Origin of the sequence: Herbaspirillum sp. BH-1 (genome assembly GCF_002870055.1) — a bacterium.
Taxonomy (GTDB): domain Bacteria; phylum Pseudomonadota; class Gammaproteobacteria; order Burkholderiales; family Burkholderiaceae_D; genus Herbaspirillum; species Herbaspirillum frisingense.
On record NZ_PKOI01000005.1, the window covers coordinates 164536 to 186627 of the forward strand.

Below are 22092 nucleotides of genomic sequence, written 5' to 3' on the forward strand. Positions count from 1 at the left end.
ACATCACATGTATTTGGAAATGCCCAGCACCTTTTCGGTGATCAGCACGAAGGCCATGGTGAACAGCACCAGCAGCGTGGACAGCGCGGCGATGGAGGGATCGAAGCTGTTTTCCATGTGGCCCAGCATCTCGATGGGCAGGGTGCTGATGCCAGGTCCGGTCAGGAACAGCGACACCGGCACCTGGTTGAAGGAGGTCACGAAGGCCAGGAAGAAGGCCGCGATCACGGCGCCCCGGATATTGGGCAAGACCACCAGGCGGAAGGTCTGGGCGCGGGTGGCACCCAGGGTGATGGCGGCTTCCTCGATGTCCACGCGCAGGTTGGCCAGGCTGGAATAGACCACCCGTACCGCATAGGGCGTCAACAGGCCGACGTGGCCGATCAAGAGACCCAGGAACACCGGCGCGTCGATCACCAGCACGAAATGGCGCAGCAGGCCCAGGCCCACCAGCATGGCCGGGATGATCAGGGGCGAGGTCAGTACCTGCTTGATCACCGCCATGCCGGGCGGCGGCATGCGTGACATGGCATAGGCCACCGGCACGCCCAGCAGCAGGGCGATGACGGTCGCCAGCAGGCCGATTTCCAGGCTGGTACCGAAGGCCTGGCGGAATTCGTCGGCCTGCAGCACCGCCACGATCCAGCGCAGCGAATAGGAGGGCGGCGGGAAGGCCAGCGTCTCGCCGCCGCTGAAGCCGGCCAGGAAGACGATGATGAACGGTCCCAGCAGGAACAGCATCACGGCCCACAGCACCAGGCGCGGGAACAGTCCTTGTTTCATGTCGTCCTCCGGGGAGCGGCAATGCGTTTCAATCCGGCGTTGACGGCCAGCGTCATCGCCACCAGGATCACCGCGATCACGTTGGCGGTGCCGAAGTCGCTCTCCACGCTGACCTTCTGGTAGAGCAGGGTTTCCAGCATCAAGACCTTGGGGCCACCCAGCAAGGCCGGGGTGACATAGGCGGTGACGCTGCCGGTGAATACCAGCGTGCCGCCCACGATCAAGCCCTCCTGCGTCAGCGGCAGGGTGATGCGGGAGAAGACCTGCCAGGCATTGGCACCCAGGGTGGAGGCCGCCAGCGCCAGATCGGCGGAGATGTTTTCCATGGCGCTGACCAGCGACATCAGCATCAGCGGCAGCAGCAACTGCAGCAAGCCCACGAACACCGCCATCTCGGTGAAGAGCAGGCGTTGCGGTTCATCGGTCAGGCCCAGTTGCAGCAGCACGGCATTGACCGCGCCATTGCGCCCGAACAGCACGATCCAGGCATAGGTCCGCGCAATGGGCGACACCATCAGCGGCAGGATCATCATGCCCAGCACCAGTCCGCGCCAGCGTGGCGCCACCCGGACGATGGCTTGCGCGGCGGGATAGCACAGCAGGGCCGAGCACAGGGTGACCAGGGCGGCGATGCGCAGGGTGCGCCACAGCACCTGCAGGTGCAGCGGTTCGGCAAAGAAATCGGCGAAGCGGGCCAGGCTCCATTGCAGCGGGCCACCGTCCAGGCTGTCCGGGCCGCCGGTGCGGAAGGCGCCCAGCAACAGGGCGACCACCGGCAGCAGGAAGCAGACCACGGTGAAGATCAGCGCCGGCGTGACCAGCATCAGGCCGAGGCGGGTTTTGGGTTGGGCGAGCATGTTGGGCAAACGATGTCAGGAAGATGAACGACAGCGACGGCCGCCATCCCGCAGGAGAGCGGCCATCGACGATGGCGTCGGGCGTGTCAGATGAATTACTTGCTGATGCCCTTGTTCCGCTGTTCCAGCCAGCCGGAGCGGTGCTTGAGCAGGTCTTCCGGCTTGACGAACTTGAGCGAGGCGATATGTTCGCCGCCATAGGTATTGAATTCGGCCTTGTCCTTGGGCAGCACCACCTGGGTGTTCACGGGCGAATCCACCAGTTCCATCGCCAGCGCGGTCTGCACGTCCTTGGACAGCCAGAAATCCATCAGTTGATAGGCCAGGTCGGCGTTCCTGGACTTGGCGACGATGCCCATCACATTCATGCCGGCGGCCTGGCCTTCGGCCGGGATGGCCCACTTCAGCGGCATGCCGGTCTTCATCAGTTGCGACCAGGTGAAGCGCGCCACCGGGGCGACCCAGATTTCATCCTGGGCAAACAGCGAGGACAGCTGCGCGCTGTTCTTGGTGAAGGTCACCACGTTGTTCTTGATGGACAGGATCTTCTGCATGCCGGCGGCATAGTCGCCGCCCTTGCCACCCCAGGCCAGATCGGCCATCTGCAGCGCCAGCGGGCCCTGTGTGGTGCTCACATCCGGCAGGGCGATGCGGCCCTTCAGTTCGGGATTCCAGAGGTCCTTCCAGGACTTGGGTGCGGCGGTCTTGTCGCTGCGATAGACCAGACCCACCGAGTAGATGGTGTAACCCACGGCGTAGTTGCCACCGATGGGATTGCGGGCGAAGGGATAGATCTGGCTGTAGTTCTTCAGCTGGCTGTAGTCCAGCGGCTGTACCAGGCCCTTGCGGGCGGCTTCCAGCATGCCGAAGTCCGACAACAGCACCAGGTCCACCACCGGGTTGTTGCGGCGGGCATCCAGCTTGGCGATGCGGTCGGCATTGTTGCCGGTCTCGACCACGATCTCGCAGCCGCATTTTTCCTTGAACGGTGCATAGACCAGCTTGTTGAACAATGGCTGCGAAATCGGGTAGGCCGACAGCACCAGGGTGCGCTTTTCCGCGTGGACCGGCGCGCTCAGCAGGGACAGGCCGAGGCCGGCAGTGACCAGGGCGGCCGAAGCACGGGTGAAGGGGGCTTTGTTCAACATGACTATCCTTGAAACCGACAAAAGACTTGTATTGTAGGCCCGACCGCCGAGGGAGCCGGCGGCCAGGCCTGGGGAGAACGATCAGAAGACGTGACGCACGCCCAGCATCAGCACCGCCTGCTTCTTGTCGCTGGAGGACGGGAAGCCGAAGATGGTGGCCTTGGTGGCATCGCCAGCGGCCATCTGGTAGCTGTAGGTGATGGCCACGTCGGTGCGCTTGGACAGGAAGTAGTCAGCCTGGAAGTTGACCTGGTGCCACTTGGGGTTGGTGTTGATGGTGTCGTACTTGCCGGTGGTATAGAAGTAGGACGCGCCCAGGTTCAGTTGCGGCGTGTAGTGGTGCACCAGGTTGATGTCCACGTTCTGCAGGGTCAACTTGGTGTTGTCCAGGTATTCATACTTGACGTTGCTGTACATCGCGCCGAAATCGGTATTGCCCACAATGTAGAAGCCGCCGGTACCGGCGATGCGCTGGCGGCGCACGCCAGCCGAGCTGTTGACCGCGCTCTTGTTGAAGATCAGCAGCGAGCTGGCGTAGTCGTTGCCCATGGCGCCGTCCGGGCTCTTGCTGCTGTTGGGCTGGTCCATCTGGGTGTAGGCCACGGCCCAGCGGAAGTTGCCGCCCTTGTAGCCGGAGCCGATGCTCATGACGCGGTTCACGGCGGCGTCGCCGGCCGCTTCGCCAAAGCCATAGACGGCGGTGACGTTGAAGTCGTTGAAATAGGGGCTGACGTACTTGACCGAATTCTGCACGCGCAGGTTGTTGTAGCCGTTGTCGTTGTCGCCGATGTGTACGCCGTTGCTGGCGATGACCACGGGGCCGAGGTAGTCCTTGACGGCTTCATACTGACGGCCCAGGGTGACGGTGCCCATGCTGTTGGAGGACAGGCCGACCCATGACTGGCGACCGAACAGGCGCCCGTTCTGGGCGGTGCCGCCGGTCATCATGTTGAAGCCGTTTTCCAGGTTGAAGATGGCCTTGTTGCCGCCGCCCAGGTCTTCCTGGCCGCGGAAACCGATGCGCGGGTTCTGGTTGGTGCCGGACAGCGCCTCCAGATTGTGCGGTCCGCCCTGATTGCTGAGGTAGCCCACGCCACCCGAAATCAGGCCGTAGATCTCGACCTTGCTTTGTGCCTGCGCCTGTGCGCCTGCCAGCGCTGCCGGAATAGCCAGTGCGCCGATCATCCAGTGTTTTTTCATTCCTGCCCCTGTGGTGAGTCTTGATGGTGGTCTTGCGACCGCTCTTGATGGATAGAACTCAGTTCATAAATAGGCGGGAGTGCGAGCGAGTCCCGTTTGGGATGAAGTGCAAGGCGCGAACTTGGGTCAAGACTGGGCGTCTTGACCCAAGTTCGTAACGCAGCAATTCGCCCAAACGGGCCGCTCCCTGCGGGTTCTTCCCAGAAAGGGCGCTGGCCGCGTTGCGCTCCTTGCGTGTGGCACCGCCACACGACGCGTCGCGCGCCTTGCCAGCACCCTTTCTGGGAAGAACGCATCTCCCGCCTATTTATGAACTGAGTTCTAGTACTGCGAACGGTGTGGAGGATAGGACAAGTCCTTAAATAATATAATTTGTTTATATTTATAATTTCATAAACTGGATTTATAACCGAGACGGTTTTCCTGCCCTGTCTTTTTGGCAATGCCATGATCAAATTGAATCAGAAAGTCACCCTTCGTCACCTGCAGGCGCTGGTCACGCTGGCCGACACCAACAGTTTCAGCCGCGCCGCCGATGCGCTCGCGGTGACCCAGCCAGCCCTGTCGGCGTCCATCAAGCAGCTCGAAAACCAGCTTGGGACGCGGCTTTTCGACCGCACCACGCACCAGATCAGCCTCACCGCGCAAGGTGCTGTGGTGCTGGAATATGCGCGTCACCTGCTCAATACGGCCAGCAATATCTTCGACGATATCGAGCATGCCATCGGCACCGGACGGCACCGCATCCGGGTCGGCGCCATCCCCTCGGCGGTCACGCTGACGGCGGCGGTGATCGCCCGTTACAACCAGGCGCACGACGAGCATGTGGAAATCCTGCTACAGGACATGCCCAACGACGCCCTGCTGGACGCCTTGCACTCAGGCAAGCTGGACTTCTGCGTGGGTATCAAGCCCCCCGATTCGCTGTCTTCCCAGACACTGGAAACGGTGACCCTGTTCGAGGATGAGCTGGTCCTGATCGTCTCCCGCCACCATGCCCTGGCCGGGGCCAAGGAAGTGCAGTGGCGGCAGATGGCCGGGGAAGAGATCGTGCTGTTCACCCAGGGCAGCGTGTGGGAATTCGCCTCGGCAGCGCTGATGCAGCACGGACTGGCGTCCTCGCGCCGCTATCAGGTGGTGCACAGCGAATCGCTGTACGGAGTGGTGCGGGCCGGCATTGCCATCGGCATCATGCCCAGCCTCTACACCACCTACCTGCGCGACGACAGCCTGCACGTGGCACCGCTGCGGCAACCGACCTTGAAGCGCAAGATCGTGCTCATGCGGCGCAACGAGATCAGTCGCAGCGACTGGACCGACCATTGCTTCCGTGAACTGCGCAGTGACCTGAAGCAGGCCAATCACTGGTTCTGAAGCCTGGCTCGGCTGGGTAGTTTTGACGGTGCGCACAACATGTCGTTGCCGCCATGAAAAAACGCCGTCTGGTACTGAATGCACCGGACGGCGTTTCATTTAAAGGGTGGTCTATTTGCCGGAAGACCGCAGCGACATGCGCTGCAGGATGGGCATGCGATCGAAGAACTGGTGCCACAGCGCGCCCAGCACATGCAGGCCCACCAGGAAATAGACGGCATTGCCCATGAATTCATGGACTTCCTTGATCGGCCCGCGCAAGGCCATGTCCTTGGCCAGGATCACCGGCAGTGTGCTGCCGAAGAACACCACCTCGCGGCCACCGGCCTGGGTGAAGAGGATGCCGGTAATGGGCAGGCCGATCATCACCACGTACAACAGCAGGTGTACCGCATGCGCCCCCAGACGTTGCAAGCGGGGCAAGGGCAGTTCGGGCGGCACGCCCAGCATCTTGCGGGCGATCAGGCGCACCACCACCAGGATCAGCACAAGCTGGCCGGCGTGCATGTGCACCGTGCGCAGCAGGTCGCGCAGGGGATCGCCCTTGGGAACATCGTCGCGGTATTCGATGGTGGCCAGCGCCACCACGAAGAGCAGGAACATCAGCCAGTGCAGCGCGGCCGAGAGCGGATGATAGCGCGTTCGTTGCAGGGTGTCGGACGGTTGGTTCATGCTGGCTACTCCTTGGCTGGCGAAACCGGAATAGTAAAGCCGGAAACTTAGACCGGCATTAGCCTGGCTCAAGAAATCGGGTGATCAGCAGACTTCTCGGCGGCAGGAATCTCCAGGATCACCCTCAGGCCGCGGCCGGTGGACGCCTCGGCGTGCTCCAGCCACAAGGCGATGTCCAGGCGCGCTGCGAGTGATTGCACGATGGCAAGTCCCAGCCCGGAGCCGGGCGCCGCCGCCGGGTCGATGCGATAGAAAGGTTCGAACACCCGCTCCCGCTGCTCGGCAGCGATGCCCGGGCCGGTGTCGCTGATTTCCAGGCGCACCTGACCTCCCTGGGTGGCGGCCGCGCCTGCAACAGCGATGCTGACGCGCCCGCCGGGCGGGGTGTAGCGCACCGCATTGTCGATCAGGTTGTTCAACAGCAAGCCCAGTTCCAGCGGGTTGGAGCAGACCTCGACCTCCAGGCTGCCATCGACGCCCAGATCGATATCCTTCTGTTGCGCCAGCGGCAACAGGTCTTCCAGCACTGGTCGTACTGCCTCGCGCAAGACGAAATGGCGGCGCTGCGAGGCATCAGCAGACCCTGCGGCCTCGCCGCCCTGGGCACGGGCCAGCGCCAGCATCTGCGCCACCAGCGCCTTGCTGCGTTCGATGCCGCTGCCCAGGCGCCGCAAACGTTCACGGGCGGTGTCGGACATCTCGCTCTGCTGCAGCCGCTCGGCCTGCAATGACAAGGCTGCCAGCGGGGTACGCAACTCATGGGCGGCATCGGCCACGAAACGCCGCTGGCTGCGCATGGCGCCTTGTACCCGTGCCAGCAGGCGGTTGATGGCCTCCACGAAGGGAAGGATTTCGGTGGGCAGGGCGGTGGTGGCGATGGGTTCCAGCTGATCATCGCGGCGCTGGTCGATGTCCCGGCGCAGGCTCTGCAGCGGGGCGAACAGCTTGCCGATGATGCGTTGCAGGGCCAGCAGCAGGACGGGCACCAGGATCAGCACCGGGATCAGCGCACGCCAGGCATTGCGGTAGGCGATATGGTCACGGACATCGGTTTCCTGCGACAGGGCGATGCGCCGTCCCGATTCCAGCGCTTGCACGTAGACCCGGAAGTTCTCGTGATGCATGAAGACGGTCTGCAAACCGTCATGCAGGTCCGCCGGCAGCGGCAAGGGGCGCTGCCCGTGCTCGGCCTGGGCCGTCGTCTCTCCCGGTGAGGCTAGCCATTGCACGGCGATGCGAGATTCGTGATCGCCACCGGGATAGCGGCCTACGGCACCGGCCTCGGGCAATGTGCCGCCCATGCGGGCGATCAGGGCGCCCACCTGGCGCAACATGTCATCCTGCATGCGGATCGAATCGCGATAGGCACTAATGAAGCCGAAGCAACCCGCGCCCACCGCCACCAGCAGGATGGTCGCGGTCAGTGCCAGCGACAGGCGCGCCTGCAGGGAGCGGCTCATACTGGACGCGCGACCATCCATCCCATGCCCCTGACGTTTCGGATGGCGTCCTTGTCCAGTTTCTTGCGCAATGCATGGATCAGGAATTCGACGGCATTGCTCTCCACTTCCTCACCCCAGCCGTAGATGCGTTCTTCCAGATCGCTGCGCGAGAGAATGGCGCCGGGGCGTTGCATCAGCGCCTGCAGCAAGGCGAACTCGCGGGCCGACAGGCTCACCGGTGGCGATTGCTGCCAGCGGGCGGTCTTGGTGCCCAGGTCCAGCTGCACGGCGCCATTGTCCAGCAGGTCGGTGGCGGCACCCGATTTGCGCCGCATCACGGCGCGCAGGCGGGCCAGCAGTTCGCCCAGGGCGAAGGGCTTGAGGACATAGTCGTCAGCCCCTGCATCCAGGCCATCGATGCGATCCTGCACGCCATCGCGGGCGGTGATGATGAGCACGGGAATGTCGCAGCCACTGCGCAACTGGCGCAAGACGGAGAGACCATCGCGACCAGGCAGTCCGAGATCGAGCAGGGCGGCCGCGTAGACCGGTTGGTGGGTGGCCGACAGGGACGAGGCAGACGACAGTGCGGAGAGTGCGGAGAGGGCAGCGGCCCCGTCACGTACCCAGTCGACCGCATACGAAGCCTCGCGCAGCGCCGCGCGGACTTCCTCGCCGATCATGATGTCGTCTTCTACCAGCAGTATTCTCATCGCCTTGCCTGGGTGGAGCCGGGACGTTGTACCGGCGGCGTTAGAGTCTACGGCAAAAGTGTGGGGGAAAGGAAATGCTGGCGGGGCCTATCCTGCCGATGGTATGGCTTGCATGACGGAATAGCGGACGCAGGTGGCGGTGCGCCTGCGCCTCAAACCGCTGATCAGAGCCGGCCGTTGCCAATGCGCTGCGCTGCGAACGCCCGTGCGGCTTCAATGGCCTGTTCGCGGCTGTGGGCCGGCAGATTGGTTTCCACCCGCTGCCGTTGGACCACGCAGATACTGCGGCGCGAACTGGAACGGCCGCGGTAGATGGTGACGAAAGGCATCCAACCGGTATTGGACAGGTTGGAAAACGCCTCCAGCACGATCTCGTATTGCCCCATCACTTCGATATCCATTCTTCCTCCGTAGTCGGTTTCCCTTCATCTGGCGCGGGCCGGGAACAGCCGGGATGGACGCAGGATAGAAAGCCTGCGGCCTGCGCGCCACACCATGGCGTGCTGTGCTGTAGCGCGCGGGGCCGCATCTGTACTGCTTTTGCGGCTGTTATGGTGGTTTTTCCGCGACTGCGAACTGTGTTCCCCCTGGCCGACGGGCTGTGTATGTACCGCGCCCGTGGTGCCGACCCTAGACTGCGTTCCAATCGACCCAATGGCGCCCGCAATGGCGTGAGGAAGGAAGCGCATCATGAGAACCAACAGGCAGGGAGGCGATGGCTACAGTCGCACCATGATCGAATGGTGTGCCTATGCGGCCGCACTGGGTTTTTCGGCCTTACTGATCGCCAACTTCGTGTGGTCCGAGCGGCGTCTGATCCATGCCGACGAGACCACGCGCATGCAGACCCAGGCCCGCATCATCGAAGAAAATCTGGCCCATCAGTTCCAGGGCGTGCGCAATGCCCTGGAGAGTGCCCGCGATGCCCTGGCCGACGGTGCCAGCTGTCATGCGGACTGCCAGAGCCTGCTGCTGCAATCGCTCAAGCGCGCCATGCCGGGCGTGCGCGCCATCGTGGTACTCAATGGCAGCGGCCATATCGTGCGCTCGGCCGACGATATCGCCGATCGCCGCCTGGACGACCGCGATTTCCTCTCGCAGATCCCGCGCATGTCGTCGGGGCAGGTGATGTATGTCTCGCAGCCCTTCGAAAATACGCCGGGCGTGTTCAACATCAAGCTGTCGCTGCCCATCACCACGGCCGATGGCCGCGTCGAGGGCGCGGTCAGCGCCATCCTCAATCCGGAATACTTTGACGCCGTGATGCGCTCGGCGCTCTACGCCGACGACATGAGCATTGCCATCACCGGCGAAGACGGGCGGCGCCTGCTGTTCGTGCCGGCCAATGCGGCCCAGATGCGTCAGGCCGGGCAGGGCCGCGCGGGGCCGGACGATTTCCTGCGCCAGCATCTGCGCAGTGGCGAGATCACCAGCGTACAGACCGGCAAGGACGCCCAGGGTCAGGCGCGCATGATGGTGCAGCGGACCATCACCAGCCGCGAGCTGGGGCTGGACAAGACCCTGGTCATCAGCCTCTCGCGTAGCGTCGACCATATCAATGCCGGCTGGCATGAGCCGGCACATTCATTCCTGCTCATGTGGCTGCTGTTCGCCCTGGCGGCGGCGCTGGTGCTGGCGTTGCTGCAGGGACGGCGGCGTGCGGTGCAGGTCCTCACCCACCAGCGCGAGCGGCAGCATGCGGAGATGAACGAACGCATGGAGCTGGCCTTGTCCGGCGCCAATCTGGGCCTGTGGGACTGGCATATCCAGGCCGATACGCGCAGCGTCGACGGGCGGGCCAATGCCATGCTCGGTTATCCGCCCGAGCGCCAGTTCGACGCCCCGGGCGAATGGCGCACGCTGGTCAACCCGGAACACATGGCGGCTCTGGATCACGCGTTGCGCCTGCATCTGGCCGATAGTCGTCATTGCTTCGAGGCCGAATACCAGATGCGCCACAAGGAAGGTCACTGGGTCTGGATACAGTGTCGCGGCAAGCTGGTCGAGCGCGATACGCACGGCCGTCCGCTACGCATGGTGGGTACGCGCATGGACATCAGCGCACGCAAGGCGGCCGAGGAGGAGATTGCGCGCCTGGCCTATTACGATGGCCTGACCGACCTGCCCAACCGGCGCCTGCTGCTGGATCGCCTGTCACAGGCGGTAGCGCGCTATGCCCGCGCCGGGCAGTATGGCGCGGTGATCTTCGTCGACCTGGACAACTTCAAGGGCCTCAACGACACCATGGGTCACGATACCGGTGATCGTCTGCTGGAACTGGTGGCCATGCGCCTGCAGCAGGTCACGCGCGAAATCGATACCGTGGCCCGCCTGGGCGGGGATGAATTCGTCATCCTGCTGGAAAACCTGGGCAGCCAGATCGAGGAAGCGGAGAACAATGCCGAATGCGTCTGCCGCAAGATACTCACCGCGCTCAATGCCGGCTACGAACTGCAGGGCAGCGAGGTGCGCAGTACGCCCAGCCTGGGGGTGGTGCTGTTCGGGGCCGGCCGGCATACCGTCAATGACCTGCTGCGCCAGGCCGACATGGCGATGTACGAGGCCAAGGCCGCCGGGCGCAATACCTATCGCTTCTTCTGTCCCTCCATGCAGGAAGTGCTGGACCAGATGGCGATGCTTGAAAACGATCTGCGTCACGCCCTGGTACGGCGCGAACTGCGCCTGCATTACCAGCCCATCGTGCGCGCCGACGGCAGCCTCGCAGGCGTAGAGGCACTGATGCGCTGGCAGCATCCGCAACGCGGGATGGTGTATCCGGCGGCCTTCATCGGCCAGGCGGAAAAGGCCGGCCTGATCGTGGAGTTCGGACAATGGGCGCTGACCACTGCCTGCGAGCAGCTGGCCGCCTGGGCTGGCGATGCACAGACGGCGCACCTGACCATCGCCGTCAATGTCAGCGCGCGCCAGTTCCGCCAGCCTGACTTCGCGCAATGTGTGCTGGACATCCTGGAGCGCACCGGTGCCAATCCGCGCCGGCTCAAGCTGGAGCTGACCGAAAGCATGCTGCTCACCGACGTCGATACGCTCATCACCCGCATGGCCATGCTCAAGGAGACTGGTCTTGGCTTCTCGCTGGATGATTTCGGTACGGGCTATTCGTCGCTGAGCTATCTCAAGAAACTGCCGCTGGACCAGTTGAAGATCGATCGATCCTTCGTGCAGGACATGCTGCAGACGCCGCATGCCTGGTCCATCGTGCAGACCATCGTCAACCTGGCGCGAGGCCTGGGGCTGGATGTGGTCGCGGAAGGGGTGGAGACCAGCGAGCAGTGGGCGGCCCTGCGTCGTCTGGGGTGTGCCGGTTTCCAGGGCTATCTGTTCGGCAAGCCCATGCCGCTGGAGGAGTTGCGGATGGGCGTGACGCTGGCCGCACCGGGCCATTCGGAGGACAGCGAACCGGGTACCGGCGCGCCGCGCAGCATTCATCTGGCGCTGATCAGTCCGGTGGCGGGCGGCTGAAAGGTCATAGTGCTCAGTCCCGCTTGCATCTCCCGCTCGGCACTGCCTGTGCTGGCGACCATGTCGTGACAGAGTTCACCCAGGGTGCGCACAGCTGCTTCGACGTCGCGTTCCCAGGGGAAGCTGTAGTTCAGGCGGATGCAGTGATGGAAGGCCGGATCGCTGCTGAACATGTCACCCGGCGCTACGCTGATGCCAGCCTCCTGGGCGCGCGCGTGCAGTTCAATGGCCCGCACCGAGCGCGGCAGGCTGACCCACAGCAGATAGCCCCCCTGCGGCTGCGAGCAGTGGGTGCCGGTGGGGAAGAACCGCAATACCGCCGAACGCATGATGCGTTCGCGCTGCATCAGCAATTTGCGCAGCCGCCGCAGATGGAAATCATAGCCCTCGTTCTGCAGGTATTCCGCCACCGCCCGCTGGGGATGGGTGGGCATGCTCACGGTGTTGAGGAACTTGAGTTGCTCCACGGCTTGCCGATAGCGACCCGGCATGGTCCAGCCGATGTGCTGCTCCGGGGTGAGGCTCTTGGAGAAGGAACTGCAATACAACACCAGTCCCTGCTCGTCGTAGCTCTTGGCCGGACGCGGGCGCTGGTCGCTGTAGTGCAGTTCGCCATAGACGTCGTTTTCCACCAGCGGCAACTGGTAGGACGCCATCAGGCGCACCAGCGCCTGCTTGCGCGAATCGGGCATCAGGAAGCCCAGAGGATTCTGGAAGTTGCTCATCACCACCGCACCGGCCACCTCGCCACTGGCCAGGGCACGGTCCAGCGAAGGCAGGTCGATGCCCTGGCCGGGATCGGTCGGGATGGGCAGGGCGCGCATGCCCGCACGTTCGATGGCGTGCAGCAGGGCGTAGTAGGTCGGAGACTCCACGGCGATGGCCGCACCCGGCCGGGCGATAGCCTGCAGGCACAGCTGCAGGGCTTCGGTGGCGCCCTGGGTGATGATGATTTCGCCGGCCTGGACCGGCAGTCCGGTCTCCAGATGGCGACGCGCGATCTGGCGGATCAGGTCGAGATTGCCGGGTGGCAAGGTGCCGATCAGTTCGCGCTGTTCGCGGCGCTTGTAGAAGCCCTGTGCCAGCTGCGTGATGCGCGCCGACGGGAACAACGCCGGGTCGGGGTAGGGCGAACCCAGCGGGATGCGGGCATTGCAGTTGATGGAGCGCAGATTGTGCAGCACCAGCGCCGCCGGCGTGGCATCCGCAGGTGGCACTGGCAGGCAAGGAGGGCGCGCCGGTACCGGCACGGGGCCGGGCGGGCAGGCCGCTGCCTGGCGCAGGCGCACGAAATAGCCCGACTGCGGGCGGCTCTCGATCAGTCCCTGACTCTCCAGCAGCAGGAAGGCCCGGATCACCGTGGAAATGCTCAGGTGGTATTGCTGGCTGGCGCGACGGACGGAAGGAATCTTCTCGCCCGGCAGCATCACGCCTTCCTGGATCTGGCGCCGGATGGTGTCGGCGAGGGTTTCGTAGAGCTTCATGGGTTTTCCCGTAGCAAAGCAATCGGATGGACGCATCCTAGGACCGGGCTGTCAGGACGCCAATCATACGAAGGTATGGACGCTTGCCGGTTTCACCCACGCTTCCCCATGCCATGAGAGCGGCCCCGCTCCAGGCCTGCGCCAGCGGCCGGTTTTCATCCGATGGGCACCCTATACTTTGGTGTAATACATGTGCTTTGTCCGCCTCGCAGGTTATATACTCGCGTCCGGAAGGAAGGATCGCCATCCGCGGTCCTGACCATCATTCAGGGACCACAACCGGTCCACATAAAAACAGGCAAGCCAGCAGGGGGGAGCAGTATGTACCGATTCAATCGTTCGCCGGCAGTACCGGCCGCGGCCGCGGCACTGACGGTAGCGATCTTTGCCGTGGATGCACTCACCGAGCTGGACGTGGCCATTGCCGTGCTCTACGTCGGCGTGGTGCTGATGTCGGTCTGGATCTGGCCACGGCGCGGCGTGATCGCCGTGATGCTGTTCTGCATGGGCCTGACTCTGCTCGCTTATCTGATCTCCCATGGTTTCTTCAAGGACGAGGCGGCCCTGACCCGTTGCCTGGTCAGTCTGGCCGCCATCGCCATTACCGGATTTCTGGCCGTCAAGGGGCAGGACGCAACCATTGCCCTGCTGCAACGGGAAGAAGCCCTGAACCAGGCCCGCAGCCAGCTGGCCCACGCCAGTCGGGTGAGCACCCTGGGTGAACTCACCGCCACCATCGCCCACGAAGTCAATCAGCCGCTGGCGGCCATCGTCACCCACGGCCAGGCCGGCCTGCGCTGGCTCAACCGCGAGGAACCGGTACTGGAGGAAGTGCGACGCGCGGTCGATGCCATGCAGCAGAACGCCAAGCGGGCCAGCGAAGTGATCCAGCGCATCCGCAGCATGGCGCGCCCCTCGGCACCGACCTTCGTGCCGCTGGATGTGAGCCAGATCAGCGCGGAAAGCTGCGACCTGCTGGGGCGCGAATTGCAGCGCCTGCATGTGAAGCTGCGACTGGACCTGCCGCCGGGATTGCCGGCCGTGCTGGCCGACAAGGTGCAATTGCAGCAGGTGCTGATCAATCTGGTCATGAACGCGGCCCAGGCCATGCACGAGGCGCGGACCATCGCGCCGGTGATCGAAGTGCGTTGCGGCCTCACGCCGGAAGGCATGCTCTTTATCGAAGTGGCCGACAACGGCCCCGGCTTCAGCGAAGAGCAGCTCAAGCAACTGTTCGCCGCCTTCTTCACCACCAAGAAGGAGGGCATGGGGATGGGTCTGGCGATCTGCCGCTCCATCCTCGAATCGCTCGGCGGCAGCATCGTCGCCGCCCATCGCAAGCCACAAGGAGCCTTGATGACCGTCCAGTTGCCGCCGATCCAGGGGGATGAACAATGAGCCCGGTGGCACGCATGGCCGCCGCCGAGGCCGCACCTGCGGTGCCGGTGGTATATATCGTCGACGACGACCCGGCCCTGCGCGAGGCGCTGGACAGCCTGCTGCGCTCGGTGGGCCTGCAGGTGTTCGGTTATGCCAGTGCCATCGAATTCCAGCAGCGTCCGATCCAGAGCAGTCCCTCCTGCCTGCTGCTGGATGTCCGGCTGCAGGGCGTGAGCGGGCTGGATGTGCAGGCCGAACTGGTGCGCAGCGGCGTGGACATGCCGGTGATCCTGATGACCGGCCATGGCGACATCCCCATGAGCGTGCGGGCCATGAAGGCCGGTGCCATCGATTTCCTGACCAAACCTTTCCGCGAGCAGGACTTGCTGGACGCCGTGGCCACCGCCCACGAGAAGGACCGGCTGCAGCTGGAGCAGCGCCTGGCGCGCACCGGCCTGCAGGCACGCTATGCCAGCCTGACGCCGCGCGAGGCCGAAGTCATGTGGCTGGCCGTCAGCGGGCTCCTGAACAAGCAGATCGCCGGAGAGCTTGGCACCAGCGAGGTGACGGTGAAGATCCATCGCGGCCATGCCATGAAGAAGATGCAGGCACGTTCCTTCGCCGACCTGGTGCGCATGGGTCAGGCCCTGGAGCAGCAAGGGCTCAAGCCGCGCGCCTGAAGCCTGGCGCAATGCCACGGCAGGGCACCGGCCGGCCAGGCCGAATGGCGTGTCGGCGCCCGTCTTACCCTCGCTCATACCAATGTATGATTCCCGCCCCGGCCCGGGCTTGATAACCTGCAATCAAGAATTCGTCTCATCCATACGGATGCAGAAGACAGGCCGGCGCTCCGAGCCGGCATCGCCAAGGGAATGCAGTGAACCAGCCAAGCAAGATTGCCGTAATCGACGATGACGCCTCCATGCGCGAGGCCCTCTCGGCGCTGATGCGCTCCATGGGATGGACGGTGCAATGTCACGCCAGCGCCGACGACTTTGTCGCCGAACAAGCCTATGAGGCCATGGATTGCATCGTCACCGATGTCCAGATGCCCGGCATGAGCGGCGTGGAATTGCTGGAATGGCTGCGCGGCCGCCAACTGGCCATGCCGGTGGTGGTGATCACGTCGTATCCCACCGTGGCGGTAGCGGCGCGGGTGGTGGCGGCCGGCCGCTCGGCCTTCCTCGGCAAGCCCTTCGATGGCGACGAGATGCTGCAGACGGTGGAAACTCTACTCAAGCAATGACCCGGGGGGGAAGATGGAAAATCTGATGCAGCAGACCCAAGCCATGCCACGCCGCTGGAAAGACAGCCTGCGCAGTCTGGTGACCGCAATCGCACCGGCAGCCCAGGAGATCAGCCTGCGGCAACGCCTGGCCCGTCATTCACGCTGGCCCATCTACCTCTTGCTCACCCTGGTCGTGGCCTGCGGCGCCAGCCTGTCCATGGTCATGCAGAACACCGTGGAAAACATCCGCCATGCCGCCGATCCCCTGGTGCACTGGACCCTCAATGGCATGGGCATGCATGACGTGACCGAACTGCTGCGCGAGGGCGGCATGGTGGACCTGAACCTGAACCGCATCGCCCGTCTGGTGCACTGGTTCAATCTGCTGGCATTGGCCACGGCGCTGTTCATGATGTATCACATCCGCGCCCGCTTCCGCTCCGAAGACGCGCTGGCACACCAGGCCGCGCACGATCCGCTGACCGGTCTGGCGCATCGCCGCTCGCTGGAACACCGCGTACTGCACCTGCGTGGCCGCGGCCATACCCTGGTGCTGGGCAGCGTCGATCGCTTCGAACGCGTCATCGGCGCCTACGGCCATGAATTCGCCGACGCCATGATCACCGATATCGCATCCCGTCTGCGCAGCATTGCCGGGGCCTATCACGGCGAGGTCTTCCGCCTGGATGGCGCCAATTTCGTGATCCTGTATCGCCACCATGCTGACTCCGAGGATTTCTCGCGGGCGCTGGTGGCCCTGCAGGCCGGCATGCAGCGGCCTTTCAGCTGCCGCGCCCACGAAGTCTATTCCAACCTGAGCCTGGGGGCGGCCGAGTATCCGCGTCATGGCGGCGACGCCGTGCAACTGCTGCGCAATGCCGACGCCGCGCTGCAATCGGCCCGCGCACAGGGTGGCAACATGCTGGTGGCCTATTCGGAAGCGCTCAACGCCGAAGCGGTGGCCCGGGTTGAACTGGAGGCCCAACTGGTACACGCCCTGGAACGCAACGAACTGGAACTGCACCTGCAACCCCAGCAATCGCTGCAGGACGGCAGCCTGGTCGGATTCGAGGCGCTGGTGCGCTGGCGTCGCCAGGGCCAGCTGGTGCCGCCGGGCGATTTCATCCCCGTGGCCGAGGAATCCGGCCTGGTGATCGCCATCGGGGAATGGGTGCTGGAACGTGCCTGTGCCCAGATCCACGCGCTGCGCAACCTGAGCGGACGCGACATGGTGGTCGCCGTGAACATCTCGGCGCGCCACTTCGGCCACCCCGATTTCCTGGCGCGCATGCAGGCGCTGCTGGCGCGCACCGGCATCAATCCCGCCTGCCTGGAACTGGAAATCACCGAAGGCGCCGTCATGGAGCATACCGAGGCCGCCGTGCAACTCTTGCACGAACTGCGCGCACTGGGACTGAAGCTGTCGATCGACGATTTCGGCACCGGCTATTCCAGCCTGGCCTACCTGAAACGCTTCCCCATCGACAAGCTCAAGGTCGACCGCTCCTTCGTCAGCCAGCTACGCCCCAATTCACAGGACGCTGCCATCGTGCAGGCGGTGATCGGCCTGGGCCATACGCTGGACATCAAGGTCATTGCCGAGGGCGTGGAAACGGTGCAGCAGCGCGAATGGCTCAAGCGCCTGGGTTGCGATGAAATCCAGGGCTACTTCTACAGCCGCCCATTGGCGGAGCCGCAGCTGCTGGGTTTCGTGATCGGCCAGATGCGCGAAGAAGCGGCGGCCTGAAGGTCACAGGGCGCGCCCCTTGCAGGCGACGCGCCCCGGATCACCGCAAGTCTTGCTCAGGCGTCCAGCCAGACATGCTCGGCAAAGGAATATCCCATCATGCCCCCCAGCGGGATGGGCGAGAGGCCTTTGAGCTTGCTGCTGTAGCCGTCCAGGCTGGCCAGGAACATCGGGATGCCGATGCCGGCTTGTTCATGGATGATGGTCTGCATGTCGCCATACATCTGCTTGCGCTTGCCGAGATCAATCTCCGCCCGGGCCGCGGTCAGCAACTGGTCGAACTGCTCGCTCTTGAACCGTGATTCGTTCCACGCCGCCTGGGACTGGAAGAATTGCGTCAGCAAGACATCGGCACTCGGACGCGGGTTGACGTTGCCGAATCCGACCGGGTTGTTGAGCCACTGGTTGGACCAGTAACCCTCCGGCGGCAGGCGCTTGAGTTCCAGTTCCAGCCCGATGCGCTGCGCGGTTTGCTGCATCACCGTGGCGATATCGACCGAATACATTGCTGCCACCGAACAGGCGACCGGCACCTTGCCGCTCACGCCGGATTTCTGCAGATGGTACTTGGCCTTGTCCAGGTCCATCTGGCGTTGTGGAAGACCAGCGAGGAAAAACCGGTTGGTGGGGTCGATGGGCTGGTCGTTACCCAGCACGGCGTGACCACGGGCGATGTTCTTGCGCATCAGTTCGCGGTCCATCAGATACTTCATGGCCAGCACGAAATCCGGATTGCTGCCGGGACCCACATCCTTGCGCAGGATCAGATCGGTGTAGGCACCCGACTGCGTTTCCAGTACCGCAAAGCCGGGACTGCCCTTGACCCGTTCGATGGAGCGCGGATTGAGGTTCGCCACCAGATCCATCCCGCCCGAGAGCAGTGCATTGACGCGCGCACTCTCATCGCCGATACCGACGTACTCGATCTCGTCCAGATAGGGCTTGCCGGGAATCCAGTAATTGTCGTTGCGGACCACCAGCGAACGGATGCCCGGGCTGAATTCCTTGAGCTTGTAAGGGCCGGTGCCGATGCCGGCGCTGAAATCCGTGGTGCCGGCCTTGACGATATGGAAGTGGAAGGTCCCCACGATCACCGGCAGATCGGCATTGGGCGCCACCAGGGTAACGGTCACTTCATTGGGGCCGGTCTCCTTGACGCTGTCGATCTGGTCGGCCAGAGTCTTGGCCTTGGAGGCGGTGGCCGGGTCCTTGTGACGCATCAGCGAGAACACGACGTCGGCAGGTGCCAGCGGCTTGCCGTCGTGGAAGGTGACGCCACGACGCAGCTTGAATACCCATACCTTGGCATCCTTGCTGCTGAAGGATTCGGCCAGCGCCGGTTGTGGCGTGAGCGTGGCATCCAGTACGGTCAGGCCGTTGTAGAGCATGGTGCCGCGCGAATAATCGGTCTTGTTGGACTGCTTGGCCGGGTCCAGCGTATCGCTGACCGAGGCGGTATCGCCGCCAACCCGCAGCCGGCCGCCACGCCGTGGCGTCTGGGCATAGGCAGTGATGGCGCTACTGGCCAGGCCGCCCGCCAATGTCGCCTGCATGCCGCCTGCCAGCAGCATCTTGAGGATGTCGCGTCGGCTGGCGCCGCGTTTCATGCATTCCATCAGGCCGGCAGTGTCGCTGGCGCTGAGGAGAAGGTCGTTGTTGTTCTTGCTGTTGTCGTCCATGGTGCAACTCCCTGGTGGTTGAAGCGTGAGGACATCGGTCGGCCGCGCGTAGCGGCTGGCCTGTTCCCGGATGAACTGCTGCCCTCTGGCTGGGCCAGAGGGCGCGGCTTAACGGCCGGCGTCGACGGCATCGGCCAGTTCGGCCAAGGTATGGAAGTGGTAATCGGGAACGGTGTGCTGGGAGGCTATCGTGCCGCCCGGGCCTGATTTGTCGTGACGACGCTCGATCCAGCAGGTGGTGATGCCCAGACGCTTGGAAACGCCGATATCGTGGTACTGGCTCTGCGCCACATGCAGGTTGTCGGCCGTGCGATAGCCCCATTGGCCTTCGAAGCGGCCACGCGCATAGGCGAAATATTGCGGATCAGGCTTCTCGCACAAGGCATCGTCGCAGCTCAATAGCAGATCGAAGGGCTCCCCCAGGGTGCGGGAGAAATGCTGGAGCGCCCAGTGCTGTGCATTGGTCATGGTGACCAGCTTGAAATGCTTGCGCAGGCGTTGCAGCGCCTGTACCGAATCGGGGAAGGCAGGCCAGCGCGCGACCGAATCGCGCAGGCCGCGAGCCAGTTCGGCGCTGTCGGGCAGGCCCAGACCGGGCGCAATGACATGCCAGCAGCGCTCCAGGTCGTCCGGATACCAACCGGTATTGCCGTCACTGCGCGCGGCGCGGTAGGCCGTCAGAAAATCTTCGTCGGAGATCTTGCTGTCGGGAACCGCCTCGCGCAGGTAGGCCAGCATGCCTCCCTCGAAATCGATAAGCGTGCCGACGACATCAAACGTGAGTACCTTGAAGTGCTGCAAAGACATGTCCTGCTCCAGAAAGTAGGTGGCGATGGGAGGGGGGAGAGATGACTGCAGATGAAAACAGGTGCGACAACCTGAGCATACGGAGCAATGGCCGAGCTTTCTTCCGAAGTGGGGCGAGCAAACCGCACAGAATTTTTTTCTGCACGGTCGCAACGGCATGTTGTGACAGTCCGACTGCTGCCGATTTGTCAAAACCCGCATGATGCGCTGTCGGAATGGAGAGGGAGATCGATGATGTACGTGCAGTGCACGACGCAGGCGGCGCAGGCAGCGCATGCAGCGCATGCAGCGGGCCTGGCGCGCGTTGTAAAACTTCATATACCAGATTAAAATGAGAATTATTATTATCTAAGTCAATTCTTGTCACCGCCATGTCCGTCCCGCCCCTCGCCGATGCCGAGCGCTTCCAGATGCTTTATCGCGAGCATCACCGCTGGCTGCAGCAATGGTTGCGGGGCAGGGTGGGCAGCAGTTTCGACGCCGCCGACCTGGCCCAGGACACCTTCCTGCGCGTGCTCGGCAAGCCACGTGCGCTCGATGAGGTGCGGGAACCGCGTGCCTGGCTGAGCCGCATCGCACACGGGCTGGTGGTGGACAAGGTGCGCCGTGACGAGGTCGAGCGTGCCTGCCTGCAGGCCATCGCCAGTCTGCCCGAGCCGGAGGTGGTCTCGCCGGAAGCGCGGATGCTGCTCATCGAACTGCTGGCGGCCATCGACGCCATGCTCGAAGGCCTGGGCGCCCGGGCGCGCGAAGCCTTCCTGCTGTCGCGCCTGGAGCAGATGAGCTATCCCGAGATCGCCACCCGCATGGGGGTGTCGCTGAGCAGCGTGGAGAAATACATGGCCGCCGCGATCCGCCATTGCTATCTGATGCGGCAGTCGCTCCAGGGCTAGCCGCCTGCATTTGTGCCCGCGCCATGCCTGCCTCGCCGCCAGCCAGCTCCAACACGCCCGCAGTCGATCCCCTGGTCCTCGACCAGGCCATCGCCTGGCTGGTCCGCTTGCGGGCTGACGCCGGGCGCCATGGTGTGGATGCCCACCTGCAGGCGCAGATAGAGCATTGGTGTCGCGCCGACCCCTGTCATGCGCAGGTATGGCGTGATCTGATGGCTGCTGAAGAACAGTTCCAGCGCCTGGTGGCCCTGCCGGTTCCGGCAGGTCAATGGCAGGGACCGCTCAAGCGACTGTCCCGCAGCCGCCAGCAGCGGCAGTCACGCCGTCGCTGGCTGGGCGGTGTCGCACTCGGTCTGGGGGGACTGGCCGTGGCGTCGCTGGCGGCGCGCCAGGCGGGCCTGCTGGACCTGCCGGACCTGTTGCAGGCCGATGGCTACACCACGGCCACCGGCGCCCAGCGTCGGCTCAGCCTGAGTGACGGCACCCATCTGGCGCTCAACACTGACTCCCACATCCAGGTCCGTTTCGACGAGGAGCAGCGGCTGCTGGTGCTGCGCCACGGCGAAATCTTCGTCGATACCGGCAAGGATGCCCAGGCCGCGCAATATCGACCCTTGCGGGTCAGGACCGGGCAAGCGCTGCTGCAGGCACTGGGAACGCGTTTCGATGTGCGCCAGCAGGCGCAGAGTACCCGGCTCACGGTGATCGAGGGGCAGGTGGCGGTGCAGACGGCCAGCGGCATGCGCGAGCTCATCCTCCCCGGCGAGATGGTCGAGATCGATGCGCAGGGGCAACTGGCGCGCCAGGCCATCGTGACGGCCGCCATGGACCCCACGGCCTGGCTGGAACAGACCCTGGTGGCGCGCCAGATGCGGCTGGGCGACCTGCTTGCCGAGATGGCCCGCTATCGCCATGGCTGGCTGCTGTGCGATCCGGCGGTGGCCGACTTGCGGGTGTCCGGCGTCTTCCAGTTGCAGGACAGCGACGCGGCCCTGGACTCGCTGACCCGGACACTGCCGGTGGTCGTGCAGCGACGCACGCGGTTCTGGGCGAGGCTGGCGGCGGCCGGCTAGTGAGTCAGGCAGCGGGCCAGGCAGTGCGCCGCGCGGGCTGATCGGGCCGGGCCAGTTTTTTTCGCTTCCGCTTACGGGTTTTGGCGGACTCGTTCGGCATCCCAGTGTAGCCCGACGAATCGAACCGCTTGC

The 22092-nt window shown here is 64.1% G+C and carries 19 protein-coding genes; 8 read left to right on the forward strand and 11 right to left on the reverse strand.

The genetic code is table 11. The features are described from left to right. Positions 1 to 3: 3 nt before the first annotated feature. From HBH1_RS09055 to HBH1_RS09070, 4 genes are all read right to left on the reverse strand, one after another. Complete coding sequence (locus HBH1_RS09055; protein ID WP_102662474.1) at positions 4 to 783, reverse strand: ABC transporter permease; 780 nt, start codon at positions 781 to 783, stop codon at positions 4 to 6. Continuing rightward, a complete protein-coding gene (locus tag HBH1_RS09060) occupies positions 780 to 1640 on the reverse strand; it encodes an ABC transporter permease (protein ID WP_102662600.1) in 861 nt (286 codons plus the stop codon). Before HBH1_RS09060 ends, HBH1_RS09055 begins: the two co-directional genes overlap by 4 nt. Before the next feature lie 95 nt (positions 1641 to 1735). Next, positions 1736 to 2788, reverse strand: coding sequence for an ABC transporter substrate-binding protein (locus tag HBH1_RS09065; RefSeq protein WP_102662475.1), 1053 nt, complete (start codon positions 2786 to 2788; stop codon positions 1736 to 1738). Positions 2789 to 2869: 81 nt separating this feature from the next. Beyond that, the gene (locus tag HBH1_RS09070; protein ID WP_182991974.1) at positions 2870 to 3988 is read right to left on the reverse strand and encodes a porin; all 1119 of its coding nucleotides are present in this window, start codon (positions 3986 to 3988) and stop codon (positions 2870 to 2872) included. Between the two features lie 447 nt (positions 3989 to 4435). Here HBH1_RS09070 and HBH1_RS09075 point away from each other — a divergent pair, with 447 nt between their 5' ends. Then, on the forward strand, positions 4436 to 5362 hold the full coding sequence (locus HBH1_RS09075; protein ID WP_006462229.1) for a LysR family transcriptional regulator: 927 nt from the start codon (positions 4436 to 4438) through the stop codon (positions 5360 to 5362). 111 nt (positions 5363 to 5473) lie between these two features. On the opposite strand, the gene HBH1_RS09080 is transcribed toward HBH1_RS09075, so the two are convergent. From HBH1_RS09080 to HBH1_RS09095, 4 genes are all read right to left on the reverse strand, one after another. Further along, positions 5474 to 6034 carry a cytochrome b gene (locus HBH1_RS09080; protein WP_102662477.1) on the reverse strand — a complete coding sequence of 187 codons (561 nt, stop codon included), beginning with the start codon at positions 6032 to 6034 and terminating at the stop codon, positions 5474 to 5476. A 68-nt stretch (positions 6035 to 6102) separates the two neighbouring features. After that, entirely contained in the window at positions 6103 to 7494 is a 1392-nt protein-coding gene (locus tag HBH1_RS09085) for a sensor histidine kinase (protein WP_102662478.1), read from the reverse strand. After that, entirely contained in the window at positions 7491 to 8189 is a 699-nt protein-coding gene (locus HBH1_RS09090) for a response regulator (protein ID WP_102662479.1), read from the reverse strand. Before HBH1_RS09090 ends, HBH1_RS09085 begins: the two co-directional genes overlap by 4 nt. A 164-nt stretch (positions 8190 to 8353) precedes the next feature. Next, on the reverse strand, positions 8354 to 8590 hold the full coding sequence (locus HBH1_RS09095) for a hypothetical protein (protein WP_006462222.1): 237 nt from the start codon (positions 8588 to 8590) through the stop codon (positions 8354 to 8356). Between the two features lie 289 nt (positions 8591 to 8879). Here HBH1_RS09095 and HBH1_RS09100 point away from each other — a divergent pair, with 289 nt between their 5' ends. Then, complete coding sequence (locus HBH1_RS09100) at positions 8880 to 11669, forward strand: bifunctional diguanylate cyclase/phosphodiesterase (RefSeq protein ID WP_102662480.1); 2790 nt, start codon at positions 8880 to 8882, stop codon at positions 11667 to 11669. Here the strand turns inward: HBH1_RS09100 and HBH1_RS09105 are convergent. Further along, positions 11633 to 13153, reverse strand: a complete 1521-nt coding sequence (locus tag HBH1_RS09105) for an aminotransferase-like domain-containing protein (protein WP_102662481.1) — start codon at positions 13151 to 13153, stop codon at positions 11633 to 11635. The genes HBH1_RS09100 and HBH1_RS09105 overlap by 37 nt on opposite strands. Before the next feature lie 321 nt (positions 13154 to 13474). Between HBH1_RS09105 and HBH1_RS09110 the strand changes: the two genes are divergently transcribed. The 4 genes from HBH1_RS09110 (at position 13475) to HBH1_RS09125 (ending at position 17508) form a co-directional block, all read left to right on the forward strand. Then, entirely contained in the window at positions 13475 to 14551 is a 1077-nt protein-coding gene (locus HBH1_RS09110) for a sensor histidine kinase (RefSeq protein WP_158243286.1), read from the forward strand. Then, positions 14548 to 15213, forward strand: a complete 666-nt coding sequence (locus tag HBH1_RS09115; protein WP_102662483.1) for a response regulator transcription factor — start codon at positions 14548 to 14550, stop codon at positions 15211 to 15213. The genes HBH1_RS09110 and HBH1_RS09115 overlap by 4 nt, the downstream gene beginning before the upstream one ends. Before the next feature lie 197 nt (positions 15214 to 15410). Continuing rightward, positions 15411 to 15779, forward strand: a complete 369-nt coding sequence (locus HBH1_RS09120) for a response regulator transcription factor (protein ID WP_006462217.1) — start codon at positions 15411 to 15413, stop codon at positions 15777 to 15779. Positions 15780 to 15804: 25 nt separating this feature from the next. Then, complete coding sequence (locus HBH1_RS09125) at positions 15805 to 17508, forward strand: putative bifunctional diguanylate cyclase/phosphodiesterase (RefSeq protein ID WP_233207571.1); 1704 nt, start codon at positions 15805 to 15807, stop codon at positions 17506 to 17508. A gap of 56 nt (positions 17509 to 17564) precedes the next feature. On the opposite strand, the gene HBH1_RS09130 is transcribed toward HBH1_RS09125, so the two are convergent. Then, a complete protein-coding gene (locus HBH1_RS09130) occupies positions 17565 to 19124 on the reverse strand; it encodes an ABC transporter substrate-binding protein (protein ID WP_369878607.1) in 1560 nt (519 codons plus the stop codon). Positions 19125 to 19295: 171 nt separating this feature from the next. After that, positions 19296 to 19994 carry an HAD-IA family hydrolase gene (locus HBH1_RS09135; protein WP_102662486.1) on the reverse strand — a complete coding sequence of 233 codons (699 nt, stop codon included), beginning with the start codon at positions 19992 to 19994 and terminating at the stop codon, positions 19296 to 19298. A 371-nt stretch (positions 19995 to 20365) separates the two neighbouring features. Between HBH1_RS09135 and HBH1_RS09140 the strand changes: the two genes are divergently transcribed. Further along, on the forward strand, positions 20366 to 20887 hold the full coding sequence (locus tag HBH1_RS09140; RefSeq protein WP_006462213.1) for a sigma-70 family RNA polymerase sigma factor: 522 nt from the start codon (positions 20366 to 20368) through the stop codon (positions 20885 to 20887). Between the two features lie 23 nt (positions 20888 to 20910). Beyond that, complete coding sequence (locus HBH1_RS09145) at positions 20911 to 21960, forward strand: FecR family protein (protein ID WP_102662487.1); 1050 nt, start codon at positions 20911 to 20913, stop codon at positions 21958 to 21960. Positions 21961 to 22092: the final 132 nt, after the last annotated feature.

What these genes read in the sequence shown, in the direction of transcription:
- HBH1_RS09055 (WP_102662474.1), bottom strand. Translation starts at nt 783, where the DNA reads ATGAAACAAGGACTGTTCCCGCGCCTGGTGCTGTGGGCCGTGATGCTG.
- HBH1_RS09085 (WP_102662478.1), bottom strand. Translation starts at nt 7,494, where the DNA reads ATGAGCCGCTCCCTGCAGGCGCGCCTGTCGCTGGCACTGACCGCGACC.
- HBH1_RS09095 (WP_006462222.1), bottom strand. Translation starts at nt 8,590, where the DNA reads ATGGATATCGAAGTGATGGGGCAATACGAGATCGTGCTGGAGGCGTTT.
- HBH1_RS09105 (WP_102662481.1), bottom strand. Translation starts at nt 13,153, where the DNA reads ATGAAGCTCTACGAAACCCTCGCCGACACCATCCGGCGCCAGATCCAG.
- HBH1_RS09110 (WP_158243286.1), top strand. Translation starts at nt 13,475, where the DNA reads ATGTACCGATTCAATCGTTCGCCGGCAGTACCGGCCGCGGCCGCGGCA.
- HBH1_RS09125 (WP_233207571.1), top strand. Translation starts at nt 15,805, where the DNA reads ATGCAGCAGACCCAAGCCATGCCACGCCGCTGGAAAGACAGCCTGCGC.
- HBH1_RS09145 (WP_102662487.1), top strand. Translation starts at nt 20,911, where the DNA reads ATGCCTGCCTCGCCGCCAGCCAGCTCCAACACGCCCGCAGTCGATCCC.
- HBH1_RS09135 (WP_102662486.1), bottom strand. Translation starts at nt 19,994, where the DNA reads ATGTCTTTGCAGCACTTCAAGGTACTCACGTTTGATGTCGTCGGCACG.
- HBH1_RS09060 (WP_102662600.1), bottom strand. Translation starts at nt 1,640, where the DNA reads ATGCTCGCCCAACCCAAAACCCGCCTCGGCCTGATGCTGGTCACGCCG.
- HBH1_RS09115 (WP_102662483.1), top strand. Translation starts at nt 14,548, where the DNA reads ATGAGCCCGGTGGCACGCATGGCCGCCGCCGAGGCCGCACCTGCGGTG.
- HBH1_RS09075 (WP_006462229.1), top strand. Translation starts at nt 4,436, where the DNA reads ATGATCAAATTGAATCAGAAAGTCACCCTTCGTCACCTGCAGGCGCTG.
- HBH1_RS09070 (WP_182991974.1), bottom strand. Translation starts at nt 3,988, where the DNA reads ATGAAAAAACACTGGATGATCGGCGCACTGGCTATTCCGGCAGCGCTG.
- HBH1_RS09130 (WP_369878607.1), bottom strand. Translation starts at nt 19,124, where the DNA reads ATGGAATGCATGAAACGCGGCGCCAGCCGACGCGACATCCTCAAGATG.
- HBH1_RS09140 (WP_006462213.1), top strand. Translation starts at nt 20,366, where the DNA reads ATGTCCGTCCCGCCCCTCGCCGATGCCGAGCGCTTCCAGATGCTTTAT.
- HBH1_RS09090 (WP_102662479.1), bottom strand. Translation starts at nt 8,189, where the DNA reads ATGAGAATACTGCTGGTAGAAGACGACATCATGATCGGCGAGGAAGTC.
- HBH1_RS09100 (WP_102662480.1), top strand. Translation starts at nt 8,880, where the DNA reads ATGAGAACCAACAGGCAGGGAGGCGATGGCTACAGTCGCACCATGATC.
- HBH1_RS09080 (WP_102662477.1), bottom strand. Translation starts at nt 6,034, where the DNA reads ATGAACCAACCGTCCGACACCCTGCAACGAACGCGCTATCATCCGCTC.
- HBH1_RS09065 (WP_102662475.1), bottom strand. Translation starts at nt 2,788, where the DNA reads ATGTTGAACAAAGCCCCCTTCACCCGTGCTTCGGCCGCCCTGGTCACT.